Here is a 16,116-nt window from a genome sequence, read left to right as displayed (position 1 = left end):
GAAACTCTGGCCGGTCCAGTCCGGCGGGAAAACGTTCCAGATTTTGACAGTTTTTAACCGCTCTGAAAATGCGGGGGCGCTATGATTTGCATCTATTTGACGAGCACACCGGATGCCCAATGAGTTCCGCACGATCGCTTAGCATCGGCATCACAATCGGCCTTCACCACGCGACCGAGAGTCTTTGGGTCAACGGCATCAAGCAGAACGCCTTGTACCTGATGAAGCTCTTTCAACACTCGCCGCTCGGCCATCAAGTCAAGCTCGTCAACACAACGAGCGTCGAGATCACGTCCGCTCTTCCCTGGGATATCAAGCGGTTTCCGGTGTGTTCCTTCGACGACGCGAAAGATTCGCTGGATGTCCTGATCGAGCTCGGGGGGCAAATCGATCAACAGCAAACCTCGTATCTGCAGGCACGTGGCGCAAAAGTCGTAAGCTATTGTTGTGGTCCGGAATACGTGCACATGATGCAGGCAATGATTTTTGGCAGGCGGCATGCCGAAACGGTATTCATCAACCAACGTTACGACCAAGTGTGGATCATCCCGCAAGTCGTCGATACCAGCGCCGGCTTCTTCAGCGTTTTGCGACGCCAGCCTGTTCGCGAGGTGCCGTTTGTCTGGGACCCGATCTGCGTGGAAGAACGATCGGCCGCACTCCCGCATCGCGGGGAATATCGCCCGACCGGACAACCGAAGCGGTTGTCCGTGATGGAGCCGAACATCGACGTTACCAAGTTCTGCCTCTACCCGATCTTGATTGCGGAATTGGGTTATCGAAGGCTAGGCGAGAAAATATCGTATGTGCACGCGACGAACACGGAGCACCTCGCGAAAGGCAGCCCCGAATTCATCGGCATCGCAACTCATCTGGATCTTGTGCGGGATTCGAAAATAAGCTTTGTCGGTTATTACAACACACCCCAATTTCTTTCGGAATACACCGACATCGTCATTTCTCATCAATCCGGTCTTGCATTGAATTATTTCTATTTCGATGTTTGCTGGAACGGTTACGCGATGGTTCACAACGCCGACCTATGCCGAGAACTGGGCTACTTCTACAATAAAAATGACGTGGATGAAGGGTGCCGTCAGCTGGAGCGAGCCGTCGAATTTCACGATGAGGATTGGCAAGGTTATCGAATTCAGCAACGAGAGCGGATCGGGCGATTTTTGTCCACCAATCCGAAGCAGATCGAAGCGTATGACAGGTTGCTTGTCGGGCTTTTCGAGTGAAATCGATCGCCCCGCTTCAGGAAGCGCGTGGCCACGATGTATAGCTGGTCGGCAGGGCGTGCTTGAGCGACCTGGATCCCGCGGCGTACCTTGGCTACGTGCCTGACCGCATGCCGATCGTGAGTGAGCCGCATAGGCCAGATGCTACCTTGGCACTTGGCGCCATTGCTGCTCTCTACTGCTTCGCGTCGAGCCAATCGATAGCGTCGCGGACTCCGCAGTCGGCAACCCGCAGGTTTCCGCTGGCGAATCTGCTCCCGTTGATGGGCGACACGAAAGCTGCGCGACGGACCGGGAAATGGGCCGGGGCTCGATACCGCGCACCGGGCACGACCCCGCGCAACGGTCACGACCGCGCAAACTTGATGGGGAAAAGCACTAGAAGCATGAGAATTATTTCCCGGCTATAGTGGAATGACTGAAGGTAGACGCGACGCGTTCTTGCCGATACCGATCAGGCCATGACTGTATAGACGGGTGCTGTATGAAAAATAAAATCGACAAGACCGCCGGACCGATCTGGGGCGTGGCAGCAGGATTGCTTCTTGCTGGCACGGGATTGAGTCTCGGTATTTTCCCGGCGGCGCTGCACGGTGCGGGAAGCGCAAACGACTTTCTGGCGTCCGGCGTCACGATGCTGGGTATCTTCCTCGTCGTCTATTCCACGCACGAACTGCGAAGAAAGCGCTCGTACTGAACGTTCGCTCACCTCCGATCACGACAATCGACTCGAGCCGGCCGACTGCTCGGGATGCGTTACGTCTTGCGGATTTCGTGGTTGTAGACGAGTTCGACGATTCGCTTCGTCGGAATACTCGCGCGCAGACGGTCGACACCGTCGATCGGAAACCACTTGCATTTCTCGATCTCGTTGTTCGCTTGCGGCGTCTGGTCCGGCGCGACTTCCGCGAAGAACACGTGATGGATCTTCGCGAGCCCGGTGAACTGCATCGAGTACGTCAGATCCTGTCCGGTCATGCCGGTTTCTTCGCATAACTCACGATGCGCGGCTTCGAGCGGCGTCTCCCCGCGCTTGATCGTGCCGCCCGGAAGCGCCCAGCGCGATGCCGCGCGCGTGACGAGCAACACGCGCTCGTCGCGATAGCAGACGACGGTCGCGCGTTCCTTGATCGGGGCGGCAGTCGTTTCGGGGGCGGTGTCGGGCGCGAGGATCTGGGGCATGTCGTGATTCTAACCAGCGCGACTCGATCGGCCAAGGCAGCCTGACCGGGTTTGACGATTGACGGTCGCCGATGCGTGGCCGGCCGTCGCGTGACACGCCGAAAGCGCAAGGCCGGCGGCAGGGCCGTGCGCCGGCCCCCTGACGCCGTTCGGCCTTGGCACGACGACCGGCGCGGCCCATCACGCCCCATCGCGCCCCATCGCGCCCGGCACGTCGTCATGCGGTTCGCACCGCGATTGCCTTTACTTCTTTGCCGGCAGGAACCAGTTCATCACGAGCGCGCAGATGCCGCCCGTCGCCACGCCCGATTCCAGCACGTTCTTCAGTGCATGCGGCAGGCTGTTCAGGATGTCCGGCACCTGCGACACGCCGAGGCCGAGCGCAAGCGACACCGCGATGATCAGCAGCGCGCGGCGATCGAGGTGGACGCCCGCGAGGATGTTGATGCCCGACGCAGCCACCGCACCGAACATCACCATCGCCGCACCGCCGAGCACGGGCTCGGGCACGGCCTGCAGCACGCCGGCGACGACCGGGAACAGGCCGAGCACCACCAGCATGCCCGCGATCCAGATACCGACGTGACGGCTCGCGACGCCGGTGATCTGGATCACGCCGTTGTTCTGCGCGAATACCGAGCTCGGGAACGTATTGAACACGCCGGCCAGCAGCGAGTTCGCACCGTTGACGAGCACGCCGCCCTTGATGCGCTGCATCCACACCGGCCCTTCGACCGGCTCGTTCGAGATCTTGCTGGTGGCCGTCACGTCGCCGATCGCTTCGAGCGACGTGACGAGGTAGATGATCAGCATCGGTACGAACAGCGCCCACGAGAAGCCGATGCCGAAGTGCAGCGGCGTCGGCACCTGGAACAGCGCGGCCTGGTGCATGCCGGTGAAGTCGAGGCGGCCGAGGAACGCAGCCGCGAAATAGCCGATCGCGAGCGCGATGACGAGCGCGGTGCTGCGCACCCAGACGATCGGCACGCGGTTCAGCAGGATGATCGTGCCGAGCACGAGGCCCGACAGCGTGAGGTTCTCCGCGCTCGCGAACGTGCCCTTGGCCATCGCGCCGTAGCCGCCGCCCATGCTGATGAGGCCGACCTTGATCAGCGTGAGGCCGATCAGCAGCACGACGATGCCGGTGACGAGCGGGGTGATCAGGCGCTTCACGAACGGCAGGATGCGCGACACGCCCATCTCGACGAACGACCCGGCGATCACGACGCCGAAGATCGCGGCCATCACGGTCTCGACCGGCGTGCCCTGCTTGACCATCAGGCTGCCGCCGGCGATCAGCGGGCCGACGAAGTTGAAGCTGGTGCCCTGGACGATCAGCAGGCCGGCGCCGAGCGGGCCGAAGCGCTTGCACTGGACGAAGGTGGCAATGCCGGAAATCACCAGCGACATCGACACGATCAGGGTCGTATCGCGGCTGGACACGCCGAGCGCCTGGCAGATCAGCAGGCCCGGCGTGACGATCGGCACGATGATCGCCAGCAGGTGCTGCAGCGCGGCAACGAAGGCGACCATCGGCGCCGGCCGGTCGTTCGGGCCGTAGACGAGGTCGCGGGCCGCTTCTGCGGCGTCGGCGCCATGGGAGGCGGATTGGGCGGAGGAGGCGGGTTGCATGGCGAGCGGGCCGGACAAGGTGGAAAGTGCGGCATTTTAGCCGAAGGGCCCGCCGGCGCCGCCCGGCCGTGCCGCAATAGTGGGGATTCGGCGGAACGTGGAAAAGGGCCGGTTCGGCACCCGGCGATCGGCGCATCGCTGCCAGGCGATCGCGGTCCTGTCGAGCAACCGCTTCGCGAATGGCGCAATCCTGCACCTCGACGGCGGCGGCGGCCGGCCCGGGCCGCGGAACGTCAGCCTGCGGCGCGTGCTTCGTTGCCGCGCGCCGCTGTGCGTGGCGGGCGGGAATTGGGATACGCGCGCTGGCAGACGGCGATGACCGTGTCGCGCAGGCGGCGATGTACGGGGTCGCCGTGCATGCGCGGATGCCACAGCGCGGACACGAGGATCGCCGGCAGCCGGACCGGGATCTCGAAACTGCGCAGCCCGAGGGCTTCGACGAGTCCCGGCGAGCACGCGTTGCCGAGGCTCGAGTGCGGCACCAGCGCGATCAGGTCGGTGCCGGCTGCGACACGCATCGCGTCCGGATAGCTCGGCACGACGACGTGCACGGCGGGGCCAGAGGCGATCGCGCCGGTCGAGTCGTCGGTCGGTCCGCCGAAATCGCCGAACTGGGCCGAAACGACGTGACGGCAGGCTGCATAGCGCGCGGGCGTGATCCGGGCCGACGCGAACAGCGGATGGCCGGCGCGCGCCACCGCGACGTGCCAGTCGTGAAAGAGCATGCGCGTGTGCAGTTCGGGTGCGTCGTCGCCGCGCTTGCCGATTTCGAGGTCGACGGTGCCGTCGCGCAACGCTTGCGGATCGCGGTCGAGTTTCGGGACGAAGCGAATACGCACGTGCGGCGCGACGTCGGCCAGGGCGGCGACGACCGGGCCGGCCAGCATTTCCATGAACGATGCGGCTGCCCGGATGGTGAAGGTGGCCGTGAGCGTGGCGAAGTCGACGTCGGCGGTCGCCGGACGCAGCACCGCGCGCGCGTCGCTCGCGACGGCATGCACGCGGTCGCGCAACGCGGCGGCGTGCGGCGTCGGCACGAGCTTGCGCCCCGCGCGCACGAGCAGTTGGTCGCCGGTCGCGATGCGCAGCCGCGTGAGCGTGCGGCTCATCGCCGACGTGCTCAGGCCCAGCCGGCGCGCGGCGCCGGTCACGCTGCTCTCCGACAGCAGCGCGTCGAGCGCGGTGACGAGGTTCAGGTCGATGTCTTCCATGCGAACAGGATACGCCACTGCGGGGTCTGGCATGGCGTTCGATGCAACGATGGATTGCATTCGATGCGTCTGGCGCCTGTCGCAGTGTGCGCCTATAGTGGGTGCGTCACGAAACAGGGCAAAGGCGAAACACCATGCAATCGACCGAATCGAATCGACGAAACGCTCCCGCGATCCTGCTCGTTGCAGCGTCGCGCGGCCTCGGGCTGGCGATGGCGGAGGCATTCCTGAACAAGGGCTGGCACGTGACGGGCACCGTGCGCGAAGGATCGGGGCGCACGAAGCTGCACGACCTGGCCGACCGGTTCGACGGCCGGGTCGAGATCGGCACGCTCGACATCTGCGAGCCCGCGCAATTGGCCGCGCTGCGCGAGCGCCTGTCGGGCCGGCGCTTCGACATGCTGTTCGTGAATGCCGGCACGACCAACGATCCGAATGAAACGATCGGCGAAGTGACGACCGACGAATTCGTGCGCGTGATGATCACGAATGCGCTGGCGCCGATGCGGGTGATCGAGACGCTGCAGGATCTCGTGACCGACGACGGGCTGATCGGCGCGATGTCGTCGGGACAGGGCAGCGTCGCGAACAACGTTACCGGCATGCGCGAGGTGTACCGCGGCAGCAAGGCCGCGCTGAACCAGTTCATGCGCAGCTTCGCGGTGCGTCAGGCCGATACGCGCCGCGCGCTGGCGCTGATGGCGCCCGGCTGGGTCCGCACCGAACTCGGCGGGCCCGATGCGCGCCTGACCATCGACGAGAGCGTGCCGAGCCTCGTCGACGTGCTGCTGGCGAAGCGGGCGCGGCCCGGGCTCGAGTACCTCGACTATCTGGGGCGGACGGTGCCGTGGTGAGCAGGATGCTGGCCCAAAGCTCGCGGCGGCCGGCCGGGCTCCGGCTTGCCGTGAGCGTGCCGTGCGGGATCGGGCCCGATGTTCGCGGCCCGGCCGCGGCGCTGCGAAGGCCGTGCCGATTCAATACAATGCGACGACGCGTCAGCGATACGGTGCCGCCTCATCGCGTTTGAATCCGTCCGGTTCATGGCGGATGGTGTGCGCTCCCGTCGTGACGGCCTTGTGTCGAACCTGGAGCGCAGCATGAACGAACCCTATCTGCAGGTGATCGCGCATTACTTCGCGAAGCCCGGCAACGGCGACCGCGTGGTCGAACTGCTCGCGGAGCTCGCGCCGGCCACGCGGGCCGAGCCGAAGAATCTCGACTACGCGTACTTCCGGTCGCCGGAGAACCCCGACCACATCGTGATCCTCGAGCGCTACCGCGATGCGGACGGCCTCGATGCGCATCGGGAAACGCCGCATTTCCAGCGGATCGGCGTCGGCGCGATCATTCCGTTGCTCGATCGTCGCGACGTGATCCGCTACATGGTGCAGCCGGACACCGGCACGGCGACGCCACCGGGAGGCACCCGATGAACCCGTTTCAATTCCGTACCGTTCCGACGCAGATCGTCGAATTCGGCGCCGCGCGCCGGCTCGGCGCGCTGTTGCGCGAACGCTTTCCGGCGCTCGCGCGGTTGTGCGTGGTCACCGACGCGTTCCTGCATCGCAGCGGCGTGCTCGCGTCCGCGCTGGAGAGCCTCGCCGCGCACGGCTGGCAGGTCACCGTGATCGACGACGTGATCGCCGATCCGCCCGAGCACGTGGTGCTCGAGGCGACCGAACGGGCCGTCGCGGCCGATGCCGAGATCGTGCTCGGCCTGGGCGGCGGCTCGTCGATGGACGTCGCGAAGCTGATCGCGGTGCTCGCGCCGGGGCAGCAGGCGCTGGCCGACATGTACGGCGTCGACAAGGTCGCCGGCGCGCGGCTGCCGCTCGTGCAGATGCCGACCACGGCCGGCACAGGCTCCGAGGTCACGGCTGTGTCGATCGTCACGGTCGGCGAGGCGCGCAAGATGGGCGTCGTGTCGCCGCACCTGTTCGCGGACGTCGCGATCCTCGACGCGGAACTCACGCTCGGCCTGCCGCGTGCGGCGACGGCCGCCACCGGTATCGACGCGATGGTGCATGCGATCGAGGCGTACACGTCCGCGCGGCTGAAGAATCCGGTTTCCGACATGCTGGCCACGCACGCGCTGACGCTGCTGTCGCGCAACCTGCTTGCCGCATGCGACGACGGGCAGAACCGGCGCGCGCGCGAAGCGATGCTGGTCGGCGCGATGTTCGCGGGGCAGGCGTTCGCGAATGCGCCGGTCGCGGCCGTGCATGCGCTGGCCTATCCGGTCGGCGGCATCTTTCATGTGCCGCACGGGCTGTCGAATGCGCTCGTGCTGCCGCACGTGCTGCGCTTCAACGCGCCGGCCGCCGCGCCGCTGTATGCGGAACTGGCGGCCATCGTCGCGCCGTCGGCCACGGGTAGCGATGAAGCGAAAACGCATGCGCTGATCGCCGAGATCGACCGGCTGATCGTCGCGACGGGCATTCCGCGCACGCTGCGCGAGGTCGGCATCGGCGAGGCCGATCTGCCGAGGATGGCGTCGGACGCGATGCTGCAGACACGCCTGCTCGTGAACAATCCGCGCGAGGTGACCGAGGCCGACGCGCTGCAGATTTACCGGCAGGCGTGGTGAGGGGCGGTGCGCGCACGGCGTCGGCTGTCACGGGCCACGATGCGCACGCAGCCTGCCGTGCGGGCCGTGCTGTAACGCATGCGCATGCCGACGCGCCCGCAGCCGCCCACCGTCCTTACAGGCGCGACGCGTCCGCGCCGGCCGCGACCACGTACGCCGAGGCCTGCCGAGTGCCGTCCGGCTTCGTCTGCAGGTACACGCCCTGGATTTCCGGCTCGAAGCCCGGCAGCGCGTTGATCCCGGCTTCGAGCGCGCGGAAGTAGTCGAGCGCCGGGCCGCCCCACACTTCACCCGGCACCACGCAGAAGATGCCGGGCGGATAGGGCAGCGCGCCTTCGGTCGCGATCCGGCCTGCGATGCGGTCGAGCGTGACGAGTTCGACGTTGTTGCGGATCAGCTCGGCATTCGCGGCCTGCGGCAGCATCGCCTGCTTCGGGAACTGCGCGCGCCGGAACATCTGCTTCTGCAGATGCTTCATGTCGTGGCTGCGGTAGAAATCGTGCATGCGCTGGCACAGCTGTCGCAGGCGCATGGTGCCGTACAGCTCCGGATATGCTTCGCACAGCGATGGAATCGCTTCGCGCAGCGGCGTGTCCTGGTCGAGATGGCGCTCGAACTGCGCGAGGTGCGCGACCAGATGCTGCAGCTTGCCGAAACTCTCCGACGGCGTGAGCAGGAAGAGGATCGTGTACAGGTCGGCTTTCTCGGGCACGACGCCGTGCTCGCGCAGATAGCGCGCGAGAATTGGCGCCGGTGCGCCGAACGGCGCGTATTCGTGCGTATCGCGATCGATGCCGGGCGTGGTCAGCAGCAGCTTGCACGGATCGACGAAATACTGGTCGTCCGCATAGCCTTCGAAGCCGTGCCACGTGTCGGCCGGATGGAAGCGGAAGAAGCGCAGGTCGTCGACGATCTGCTCGGTCGGGTAATCGGCCCACGGGCGGCCGTCGATCTGCTGCGGGACGAACGGGCGGATCTGGCGGCAGGTTTTCAGCAGCAGCTTGCGCGCATCGACGCCATGTGCGACGCAGTCGCGCCACAGGCGCTTGCCGGCCGGGCCCGCGTGCATCTGCGCGTTGACGTCGAGCGCCGCGAACATCGGGTAGAACGGGCTCGTCGACGCGTGGATCATGTACGCGTTGTTGAAGCGCCGATGATCGCAGAAGCGCTTCTGGCCTTCGATGTGGCTGTCCTTCTTGTGGATCTGCGACGTCTGCGAGAAGCCGGCCTGCTGCTTGTGCACCGACTGCGTGACGAAGATGCCGGGATCGTCGGGGCCGAGCGTCAGCATCAGCGGCGAGCAATCCTGCATCATCGGGATGAACTGCTCGTAGCCGACCCACGCCGAATCGAACAGGATGTAGTCGCACAGATGGCCGATCCGGTCGACGATTTCGCGTGCGTTGTAGATCGTGCCGTCGTAGGTGCCGAGCTGGATCACCGCGAGCCGGAACGGGCGCGGCAGGTCGGCGCGCTCGGGCGCGACGTCGCGGATCGCGTCGCGAATGCGCGCCTCGCCGAGCGCCGCGCTGTCGACGCCGCCGATGAGGCCCCACGCGTTGCGCGCGGTCTCCAGATAGACCGGACGCGCGCCGGACAGCACGAGCGCGCCGAGGTGCACCGACTTGTGGTTGTTGCGGTCGAACAGCACGAGATCGTCGGGCGCGAGCAGCGCGCTCGTGACGACCTTGTTCGACGTCGACGTGCCGTTCAGCACGAAGTAGGTCTTGTCCGCGTTGTAGATGCGTGCGGCGTTGCGCTGCGCTTCCAGCGCGGGCCCTTCGTGGATCAGCAGGTCGCCGAGCCGGACGTCCGCGTTGCAGAGGTCCGCGCGAAACAGCGTTTCGCCGAAGAAATCGAAGAACATCCGGCCGAGCGGATGATTCGAAAAGAACTGGCCGCCCTGGTGGCCCGGGCAGTCGAATTCGACGTAGCCGCGCTGCACGTATTCGCGCATGACCTTGAAGAACGGGGGCAGCAGGTTCTCGCTGTAGATGTCGGCGGCGGCGGAAATCTGCCGGCCGTAGTAATGGCGGCCGCCGTGCCGAAGCTGGATCACGCCGCTCGCGCGCGGCAGGACCGATGGCGGCACTTCCTGGTCGGGCTCGACCGCGACGAAGAACGGAATCGCGAAACCGGTTCTTTCGACGGTTTTCAGCACCTTTTCCGCGGAATCGATTCCAACGACGATTGCCGCGATATTCGTGAAATCGGTCTGAAATACGTCGACCTGTTCGTGCGTGGTGAGGAAGGCGCCGATCAGCGCCGGCTCGACTGCGATTTTCAACAGGCTCACGCGAACTCTCCGGTAAATGACCTGGAAACGGGAGCCGCATTCACATCGGCGCGCAATCCGGGCCCGACACGCGCTGCAGCCGATCGAAACGGTCCCGCGAATGCTGAATGCCGAATGCGCACTGCATCAGAAGCCTTGCGCGGCGCGGCACCGCCGCGATCGGGCCGTGTCCGGCGCAGCCGATCGTAGCAACAAAATCCCGCGAATTCAATCGAACCGAATCGGCAATGTCATTGCGGCATGAGCATGATCAAACAATCCGGAATTGGCATGCTGCGGCGCACATAAAAATGATCCAATGATGAAATCCGATTTGAAAGGCGCCGATGGTTTTACCGAATCGTCAGCTTTTCAGAGAAAAGCATCTATGGCATAGTCGGCTCCGAATTGGATGGCGAATCAAGCCGGAATTGCGAGCGTCTCATGCCGCTGCCCGTGGCCTGCTGTCCGCGTGCTCGTGAGACGAACGATACCAATCGAAGCAACGCAACAGCGAGGGCAATACCATGAATACATCCGTCGGCGGCATTCGTCGTCTCGGCATGCGTGCGCTACTGGTCGACGACGAAATCGCGCAGGAAACCGCAACCGGGCGCGCGGTTCGCACGCTGAGCGCGGAGCTCGCGCAACGCGGTATCGACGTGTTGACGGCCACGTCCGCCGACGACGCCATCGTGCTGATCCGCTCCGATCCGTCGATCCAGTGCGTGCTGCTCGACTGGGATCTCGGCGTGGACGGCCACGGGCCGTCCGAGGCCGTGGTCGACGCGATCCGGCATCGCAACGGCAGCGTGCCGATCTTCCTGCTGGCCGACCGCAGCGTCGCGTCGTCGGTACCGGCCGCGGTGATGGGCAAGGTCGACGATTTCGTGTGGCTGCTCGAGGATACGGCCGACTTCATCGGCGGGCGCATTCACGCGTCGATCGAACGCTATCGCTCGACCGTCCTGCCGCCGATGTTCGGCGCGCTCGCGAAGTTCTCGCGCGTCTACGAATACTCTTGGCATACGCCCGGCCACACCGGCGGCACTGGCTTCCTGAAATCGCCGGTCGGCCGCGCGTTCTTCGAATACTTCGGCGAATCGCTGTTCCGCTCGGACCTGTCGATCTCGGTGGGCGAACTCGGCTCGCTGCTCGACCACTCGGGCCCGATCGGCGAAAGCGAGCGCTACGCGGCACGCGTGTTCGGCGCGCATCGCACGTATCACGTGACGAACGGCTCGTCGACGTCGAACCGCATCATCCTGATGGCGAGCGTGAGCCGCGACCAGATCGCGCTGTGCGATCGCAACTGCCACAAGTCGGCCGAGCACGCGATGACGATGTCGGGTGCGATCCCGACGTACCTCGTGCCGACGCGTAACCGCTACGGGATCATCGGGCCGATCGCCGCGGAGCGCCTCACGCAGGCGGCCATCCGCGAGGCGATCGCATCGAACCCGCTCGCGGCCGGGCTGGCGGATCGCCAGCCGAAGCACGCGATCGTCACGAACTCGACGTACGACGGCCTCTGCTACAACGTGACGCGTGTCGAGGAGCTGCTCGGCGCGAGCGTCGACCGGCTGCACTTCGACGAGGCGTGGTACGGCTACGCGCGGTTCAATCCGATCTACCGCGACCGCCATGCGATGCACGGCGACCCACGCGACCATCATGCGGACCGGCCCACCGTGTTCGCGACGCAGTCGACGCACAAGCTGCTGACCGCGCTGTCGCAGGCGTCGTACATCCACGTGCGCGACGGCCGCAGCCCGATCCCGCACGGTCAGTTCAACGAAACGTTCATGATGCACGCGTCGACGTCGCCGAACTACGCGATCATCGCGTCGAACGACGTCGCGGCCGCGATGATGGACGGCCCCGGCGGCGCCGCGCTGACGCGCGAGTCGATCGAGGAGGCCGTCGCGTTCCGGCAGATGATCGCGCGGATGAACGGCGAATTCGGCGCGAAGGGCGACTGGTTCTTCGAATGCTGGCAGCCCGACACCGTGCTGGAGGCGCGCACGGGCCGCACGCTGCCGTTCCACGATGCGCCGCCCGAGTTGCTCGCGAGCGACCCGGCGTGCTGGGTGCTGCGCCCCGGCGCGCAATGGCACGGCTTCGGCAACATCGAGGACGGCTACTGCATGCTCGATCCGATCAAGGTGTCGATCGTCACGCCGGGCGTCGCGCCGGCCGGCGGGCTGATGCCGGTCGGCATTCCGGCGAGCGTCGTCACCGCGTATCTCGATGCGCGCGGCATCGTCGTCGAGAAGACGACCGATTTCACGATCCTGTTCCTGTTCTCGATCGGCATCACGAAGGGCAAGTGGGGTTCGCTCGTCAGCGCGCTGTGCGATTTCAAGCGCGACTACGACGCGAACCTGCCGCTCGACATGGCGATTCCGTCGCTCGCGAAGGCGCATGGATCGCGCTATGCGGGCATGGGGTTGAAGGATCTGGCCGACACGATGTTCGCGGCGATGGAGCAGCTCGGCACGACGCGCCTGATGTCGGAGGCGTTCTCGATCCTGCCGAAGCCGGAGATGAGCCCGGTGCGCGCGTACGAGCATCTCGTGCAGGGCCGCATCGAGCAGGTGACGCTCGACGAGCTGGCCGGGCGCACGGTGGCCACCGGCGTCGTGCCGTATCCGCCGGGTATCCCGCTCCTGATGCCGGGCGAGAACGCGGGGCCGGCCGGCGGCCCGGTGCTCGGCTACCTGAAGGCGCTCGAAGCGTACGACCGGCGGTTCCCGGGGTTCGCGCACGACACGCACGGCGTGGAGGTCGAGGACGGCACATACCGCGTGTATTGCCTGACGGCCTGAAGCCCGACCGGGCGTACGAGCGACCGGCCGCGCGGCGGCCTCACATCGAAGGATCGACATCATGGAAAACGCAGCGCGCATGTCCGACGCGGCACCGGCGGCCGCGCCGAAGAGCCGGATGAACGTCTGGCAGCTCACCATCCTCACGGCGGTCAACATGATGGGCTCCGGCATCATCCTGCTGCCGTCGAAGCTCGCGCAGGTCGGCACGATCTCGCTGCTGTCGTGGATCGTCACGGCCGGCGGCTCGCTCGCGCTGGCCTATGCGTTCGCGCGCTGCGGGATGCTGAGCCGCAAGCCGGGCGGGATGGGCGGCTACGCGGAGTACGCGTTCGGCAAGGCCGGCAACTACATGGCGAACTACACGTACGGGCTGTCGCTCGTGATCGCCAACGTCGCGATCGGCGTCACGGCGGTCGGCTACGGCACCGTGCTGTTCGACGCGACGCTGTCGCCGCTGCAGACCGGCCTGTGGACGATATTCCTGCTCGTGCTGACGACGGTCGCGAACTTCGGCGGCTCGCGCATCACCGGCCGGATCGGCGCGGTGACGGTGTGGGGCGTGATCATTCCGGTCGTCGTCGTGTCGCTGATCGGCTGGTTCTGGTTCAGCGGCGCGACCTGGGGCGCCGCGTGGAATCCGCACGGCATGCCGTTCGGGCCGGCGGTCGGCAGCTCGATCGCGGTGACGCTGTGGGCGTTCCTCGGGCTCGAATCGGCGTGCGCGAACTCGGACGCCGTGGAGAATCCGGAGCGCAACGTGCCGATCGCCGTGCTCGGCGGCACGATCGCGTCGGCGATCTTCTACATCGTGTCGACCAACGTGATCGCGGGCATCGTGCCCAACGCGATCCTCGCGAAGTCGAATGCGCCGTTCGGCATCGCGTTCGCGACGATGTTCACGCCGACCGTCGGCACGATCGTCACCGCGCTGATGGTGATCGCGTGCATCGGCTCGCTGCTCGGCTGGCAGTTCACGGTGGCGCAGGTGTTCAAGAGCTCGGCGGACGTCGGCTATTTCCTCCCGGTGTTCGCACGCGCGACGCGCACCGGCACGCCGATCGTCGGCATGGTGATCCTGCTGGTCGCGCAGGTCGCGCTGGCGCTGATGACGATCAGCCCGGAGCTGAGCAGCCAGTTCCAGAAGATCGTCGATCTCGCGGTCGTCACGAACCTCGTGCCTTACGTGATGTCGATGGCCGCGCTGATCACGATCCAGAAGGTCGCGAAGGTGCCGCCGGGCAAGGCGCTGGTGACGAACGTGATCGCGATGGTCGCGACCGCGTACAGTTTCTATGCGCTGTTCAGCTCGGGCGAGCAGGCGCTGATGCTCGGCGGCCTGTGCGTGTTCCTCGGCTGGACGCTGTTCGGCTTCGTCAGCGCGCGCTTCTACCAGATGGAAGTCGATGCGCACGTGAAGGAGCCGGGGAAATCGCTGCAGGCGTGATGGCTACCGCTGACGGTGCGCCAGTAGCGGCGGGAGTGCCCTTTTCAGCAGATCGACGACCGCGCGCACGCGCGGCGGCAGCGGCCGCTGCGCGTGCACCAGCACGTTGAGCGCGAACTCGGGGATGTCGTAGTGCGGAAGCAGGCGGACGAGCCGGCCGTGCGCGAGCGCATCGGCGCAAGCCGGGTACTGAACCACGCCGATGCCGCCGCCCGCCGCGATCGTGTCGTACATCGGGCGCCAGTGGCTGGTGGTGATGACCGTCCGGATGCGCGCGTACTCGACTGCGCTGCCGTCACGCTGCAACGGCACCTGTTCGTTCGCGAACACGCCTTTCACGCGGATGAACGGATGGTTCGCGAGATCGGCTTTCGTGTCGAGCGGGCCGTGCCGGTCGAGATACGACGGCGCGGCGACGAGCACGCGGCCGACCGCGCCGAGCGCGTAGGCGACGAACCCGCCGTCGCCGAGCTGGCCGACCCGGATCGACACGTCGACGCCCTCCGTGACCGGATCGACGATATCGTCGTTCAGCACCAGGTCGATGTGCAGCTTCGGATACGCGGTGCGGATCTGCATCAGCACGCCCGGCATCACGACCTCGCCGAAACATTGCGGCGCCGCGAGCCGGATCGTGCCATCGAGCGCATTCTCCGTCTTCGAGACCGATGCAACGGCCAGTTCGGCCGCTTCGAGCAGCGCCTTGCTGCGTTCGTAGAAGATGCGGCCTTCCTCCGTGCACGCGAGGGTGCGCGCACTGCGCATCAGCAGCCGCGTGCCGAGATGCCTTTCGAGTTTCTCGATGCGCTCGCTGACGGCCGGCTGGCCCATGTCGAGATCCCGCGCCGCGCCGGACATCGTGCCGCGCTCCACGACCCTGACGTAGATGCGCATCGTCGCCAATAAATCCATGAAGTCGCGCCTTTTGTCTTCCGGTCCGATTTTTACCGATCGACGGATGGTATCAAAGCGGCGGGGGCCACGGTTTGCATCGAGCCGATACTGACTATCGGCCGGAACGCGACCCGCGCTGTCGAAGCCGCGTGCGTTCGTCCACGCCGTGAGCGAAAATCGATTTCCTTCCGCGCGACCGACAGGAGACCCGACATGACGCAACGGAATGAAGCCCGACGCACGCGCCGCGTCGCGTGGCAGATCGTGCAGACGTGGCAGGCGGCCGAATGGTGCCAGCTCGACGAGTCGCAAACGGGCATCGCGCTGTCGGGGGCGGTGGCGGGCGCGATCGACGGCACGCCGTTTCGCATCGATTACACGATCGCATGCGGGGCCGACTGGCTCACGCGCTCGGCGTGCGTGACGCAGTGGACCGGTACGGCGCCGCCACGGCAATGGGACATCGCCTGCGATGCCGGGCAGTGGGCGATCGACGGCGTCGCTGCGCCAATGCTTGCGGGCGCAACCGATATCGATCTCGGCTTCAGTCCGTCGACCAATACGCTGCCGATCCGGCGGCTGGCGCTTGCCGTCGGCGAGTCGGCCGAGATTCGCACCGCGTGGCTGCGGTTTCCGGATTTCGACATCGTGCGCGGCGAGCAGCGCTATACGCGCACGGCGTCGCACGGGTATCGCTACGAGAGCGGTACCTATGCGGCCGATATCGCGATCGACGACGCGGGCCTCGTCACCGACTACGACGAATGGCGGCGTATCGGTGCGGCGCCTGCTTCGTGATGCGTCGCATCGCGAATCGCG

13 protein-coding genes are annotated in these 16,116 nt (G+C 66.0%); 8 read left to right on the top strand and 5 right to left on the bottom strand.

What is annotated here, in order from left to right:
- The first annotated feature begins 119 nt into the window (after positions 1 to 119).
- A complete protein-coding gene (locus WS61_RS13005) occupies positions 120 to 1,241 on the top strand; it encodes a DUF2827 domain-containing protein (protein WP_059500833.1) in 1,122 nt (373 codons plus the stop codon).
- A gap of 484 nt (positions 1,242 to 1,725) precedes the next feature.
- A complete protein-coding gene (locus tag WS61_RS33285; RefSeq protein WP_082741886.1) occupies positions 1,726 to 1,938 on the top strand; it encodes a hypothetical protein in 213 nt (70 codons plus the stop codon).
- 59 nt (positions 1,939 to 1,997) lie between these two features.
- Here the strand turns inward: WS61_RS33285 and WS61_RS13000 are convergent, their stop codons facing one another.
- The 3 genes from WS61_RS13000 to WS61_RS12990 all read right to left on the bottom strand — a co-directional run bounded on the left by WS61_RS13000 (position 1,998) and on the right by WS61_RS12990 (position 5,266).
- Positions 1,998 to 2,423, bottom strand: coding sequence for an NUDIX hydrolase (locus tag WS61_RS13000; protein ID WP_059500832.1), 426 nt, complete (start codon positions 2,421 to 2,423; stop codon positions 1,998 to 2,000).
- A gap of 243 nt (positions 2,424 to 2,666) precedes the next feature.
- Complete coding sequence (locus WS61_RS12995) at positions 2,667 to 4,055, bottom strand: nucleobase:cation symporter-2 family protein (protein ID WP_059500831.1); 1,389 nt, start codon at positions 4,053 to 4,055, stop codon at positions 2,667 to 2,669.
- Between the two features lie 233 nt (positions 4,056 to 4,288).
- Positions 4,289 to 5,266 carry a LysR family transcriptional regulator gene (locus WS61_RS12990; RefSeq protein WP_059500830.1) on the bottom strand — a complete coding sequence of 326 codons (978 nt, stop codon included), beginning with the start codon at positions 5,264 to 5,266 and terminating at the stop codon, positions 4,289 to 4,291.
- A gap of 134 nt (positions 5,267 to 5,400) precedes the next feature.
- Between WS61_RS12990 and WS61_RS12985 the strand changes: the two genes are divergently transcribed.
- The 3 genes from WS61_RS12985 to WS61_RS12975 all read left to right on the top strand — a co-directional run bounded on the left by WS61_RS12985 (position 5,401) and on the right by WS61_RS12975 (position 7,853).
- Positions 5,401 to 6,120 (top strand): SDR family oxidoreductase, encoded by a 720-nt coding sequence (locus WS61_RS12985; protein WP_034205134.1) that lies wholly within the window; start codon positions 5,401 to 5,403, stop codon positions 6,118 to 6,120.
- A 243-nt stretch (positions 6,121 to 6,363) separates the two neighbouring features.
- Positions 6,364 to 6,699, top strand: coding sequence for a putative quinol monooxygenase (locus WS61_RS12980; RefSeq protein ID WP_059500888.1), 336 nt, complete (start codon positions 6,364 to 6,366; stop codon positions 6,697 to 6,699).
- Entirely contained in the window at positions 6,696 to 7,853 is a 1,158-nt protein-coding gene (locus WS61_RS12975) for an iron-containing alcohol dehydrogenase (RefSeq protein WP_059500829.1), read from the top strand. The genes WS61_RS12980 and WS61_RS12975 overlap by 4 nt, the downstream gene beginning before the upstream one ends.
- A 115-nt stretch (positions 7,854 to 7,968) precedes the next feature.
- On the opposite strand, the gene WS61_RS12970 is transcribed toward WS61_RS12975, so the two are convergent.
- Entirely contained in the window at positions 7,969 to 10,149 is a 2,181-nt protein-coding gene (locus tag WS61_RS12970) for an ornithine decarboxylase (protein ID WP_034205131.1), read from the bottom strand.
- A 506-nt stretch (positions 10,150 to 10,655) separates the two neighbouring features.
- Here WS61_RS12970 and WS61_RS12965 point away from each other — a divergent pair.
- Positions 10,656 to 12,956 (top strand): Orn/Lys/Arg decarboxylase N-terminal domain-containing protein, encoded by a 2,301-nt coding sequence (locus WS61_RS12965; protein ID WP_059500828.1) that lies wholly within the window; start codon positions 10,656 to 10,658, stop codon positions 12,954 to 12,956.
- A 61-nt stretch (positions 12,957 to 13,017) separates the two neighbouring features.
- On the top strand, positions 13,018 to 14,403 hold the full coding sequence (gene potE / locus WS61_RS12960; RefSeq protein WP_059500827.1) for a putrescine-ornithine antiporter: 1,386 nt from the start codon (positions 13,018 to 13,020) through the stop codon (positions 14,401 to 14,403).
- Positions 14,404 to 14,406: 3 nt separating this feature from the next.
- Here the strand turns inward: potE and WS61_RS12955 are convergent, their stop codons facing one another.
- Positions 14,407 to 15,315: a LysR family transcriptional regulator gene (locus WS61_RS12955; protein WP_059500826.1), complete on the bottom strand. Its 909-nt coding sequence runs from the start codon at positions 15,313 to 15,315 to the stop codon at positions 14,407 to 14,409.
- Between the two features lie 195 nt (positions 15,316 to 15,510).
- On the opposite strand from WS61_RS12955, the gene WS61_RS12950 reads away from it, so the two are divergent.
- Positions 15,511 to 16,095, top strand: coding sequence for a putative glycolipid-binding domain-containing protein (locus tag WS61_RS12950; RefSeq protein ID WP_059500825.1), 585 nt, complete (start codon positions 15,511 to 15,513; stop codon positions 16,093 to 16,095).
- Positions 16,096 to 16,116: the final 21 nt, after the last annotated feature.

The sequence above is a fragment of the Burkholderia sp. ABCPW 11 genome, from assembly GCF_001523445.1.
Lineage (GTDB): Bacteria > Pseudomonadota > Gammaproteobacteria > Burkholderiales > Burkholderiaceae > Burkholderia.
This window is presented reverse-complemented; position numbering and strand designations above follow the sequence as displayed.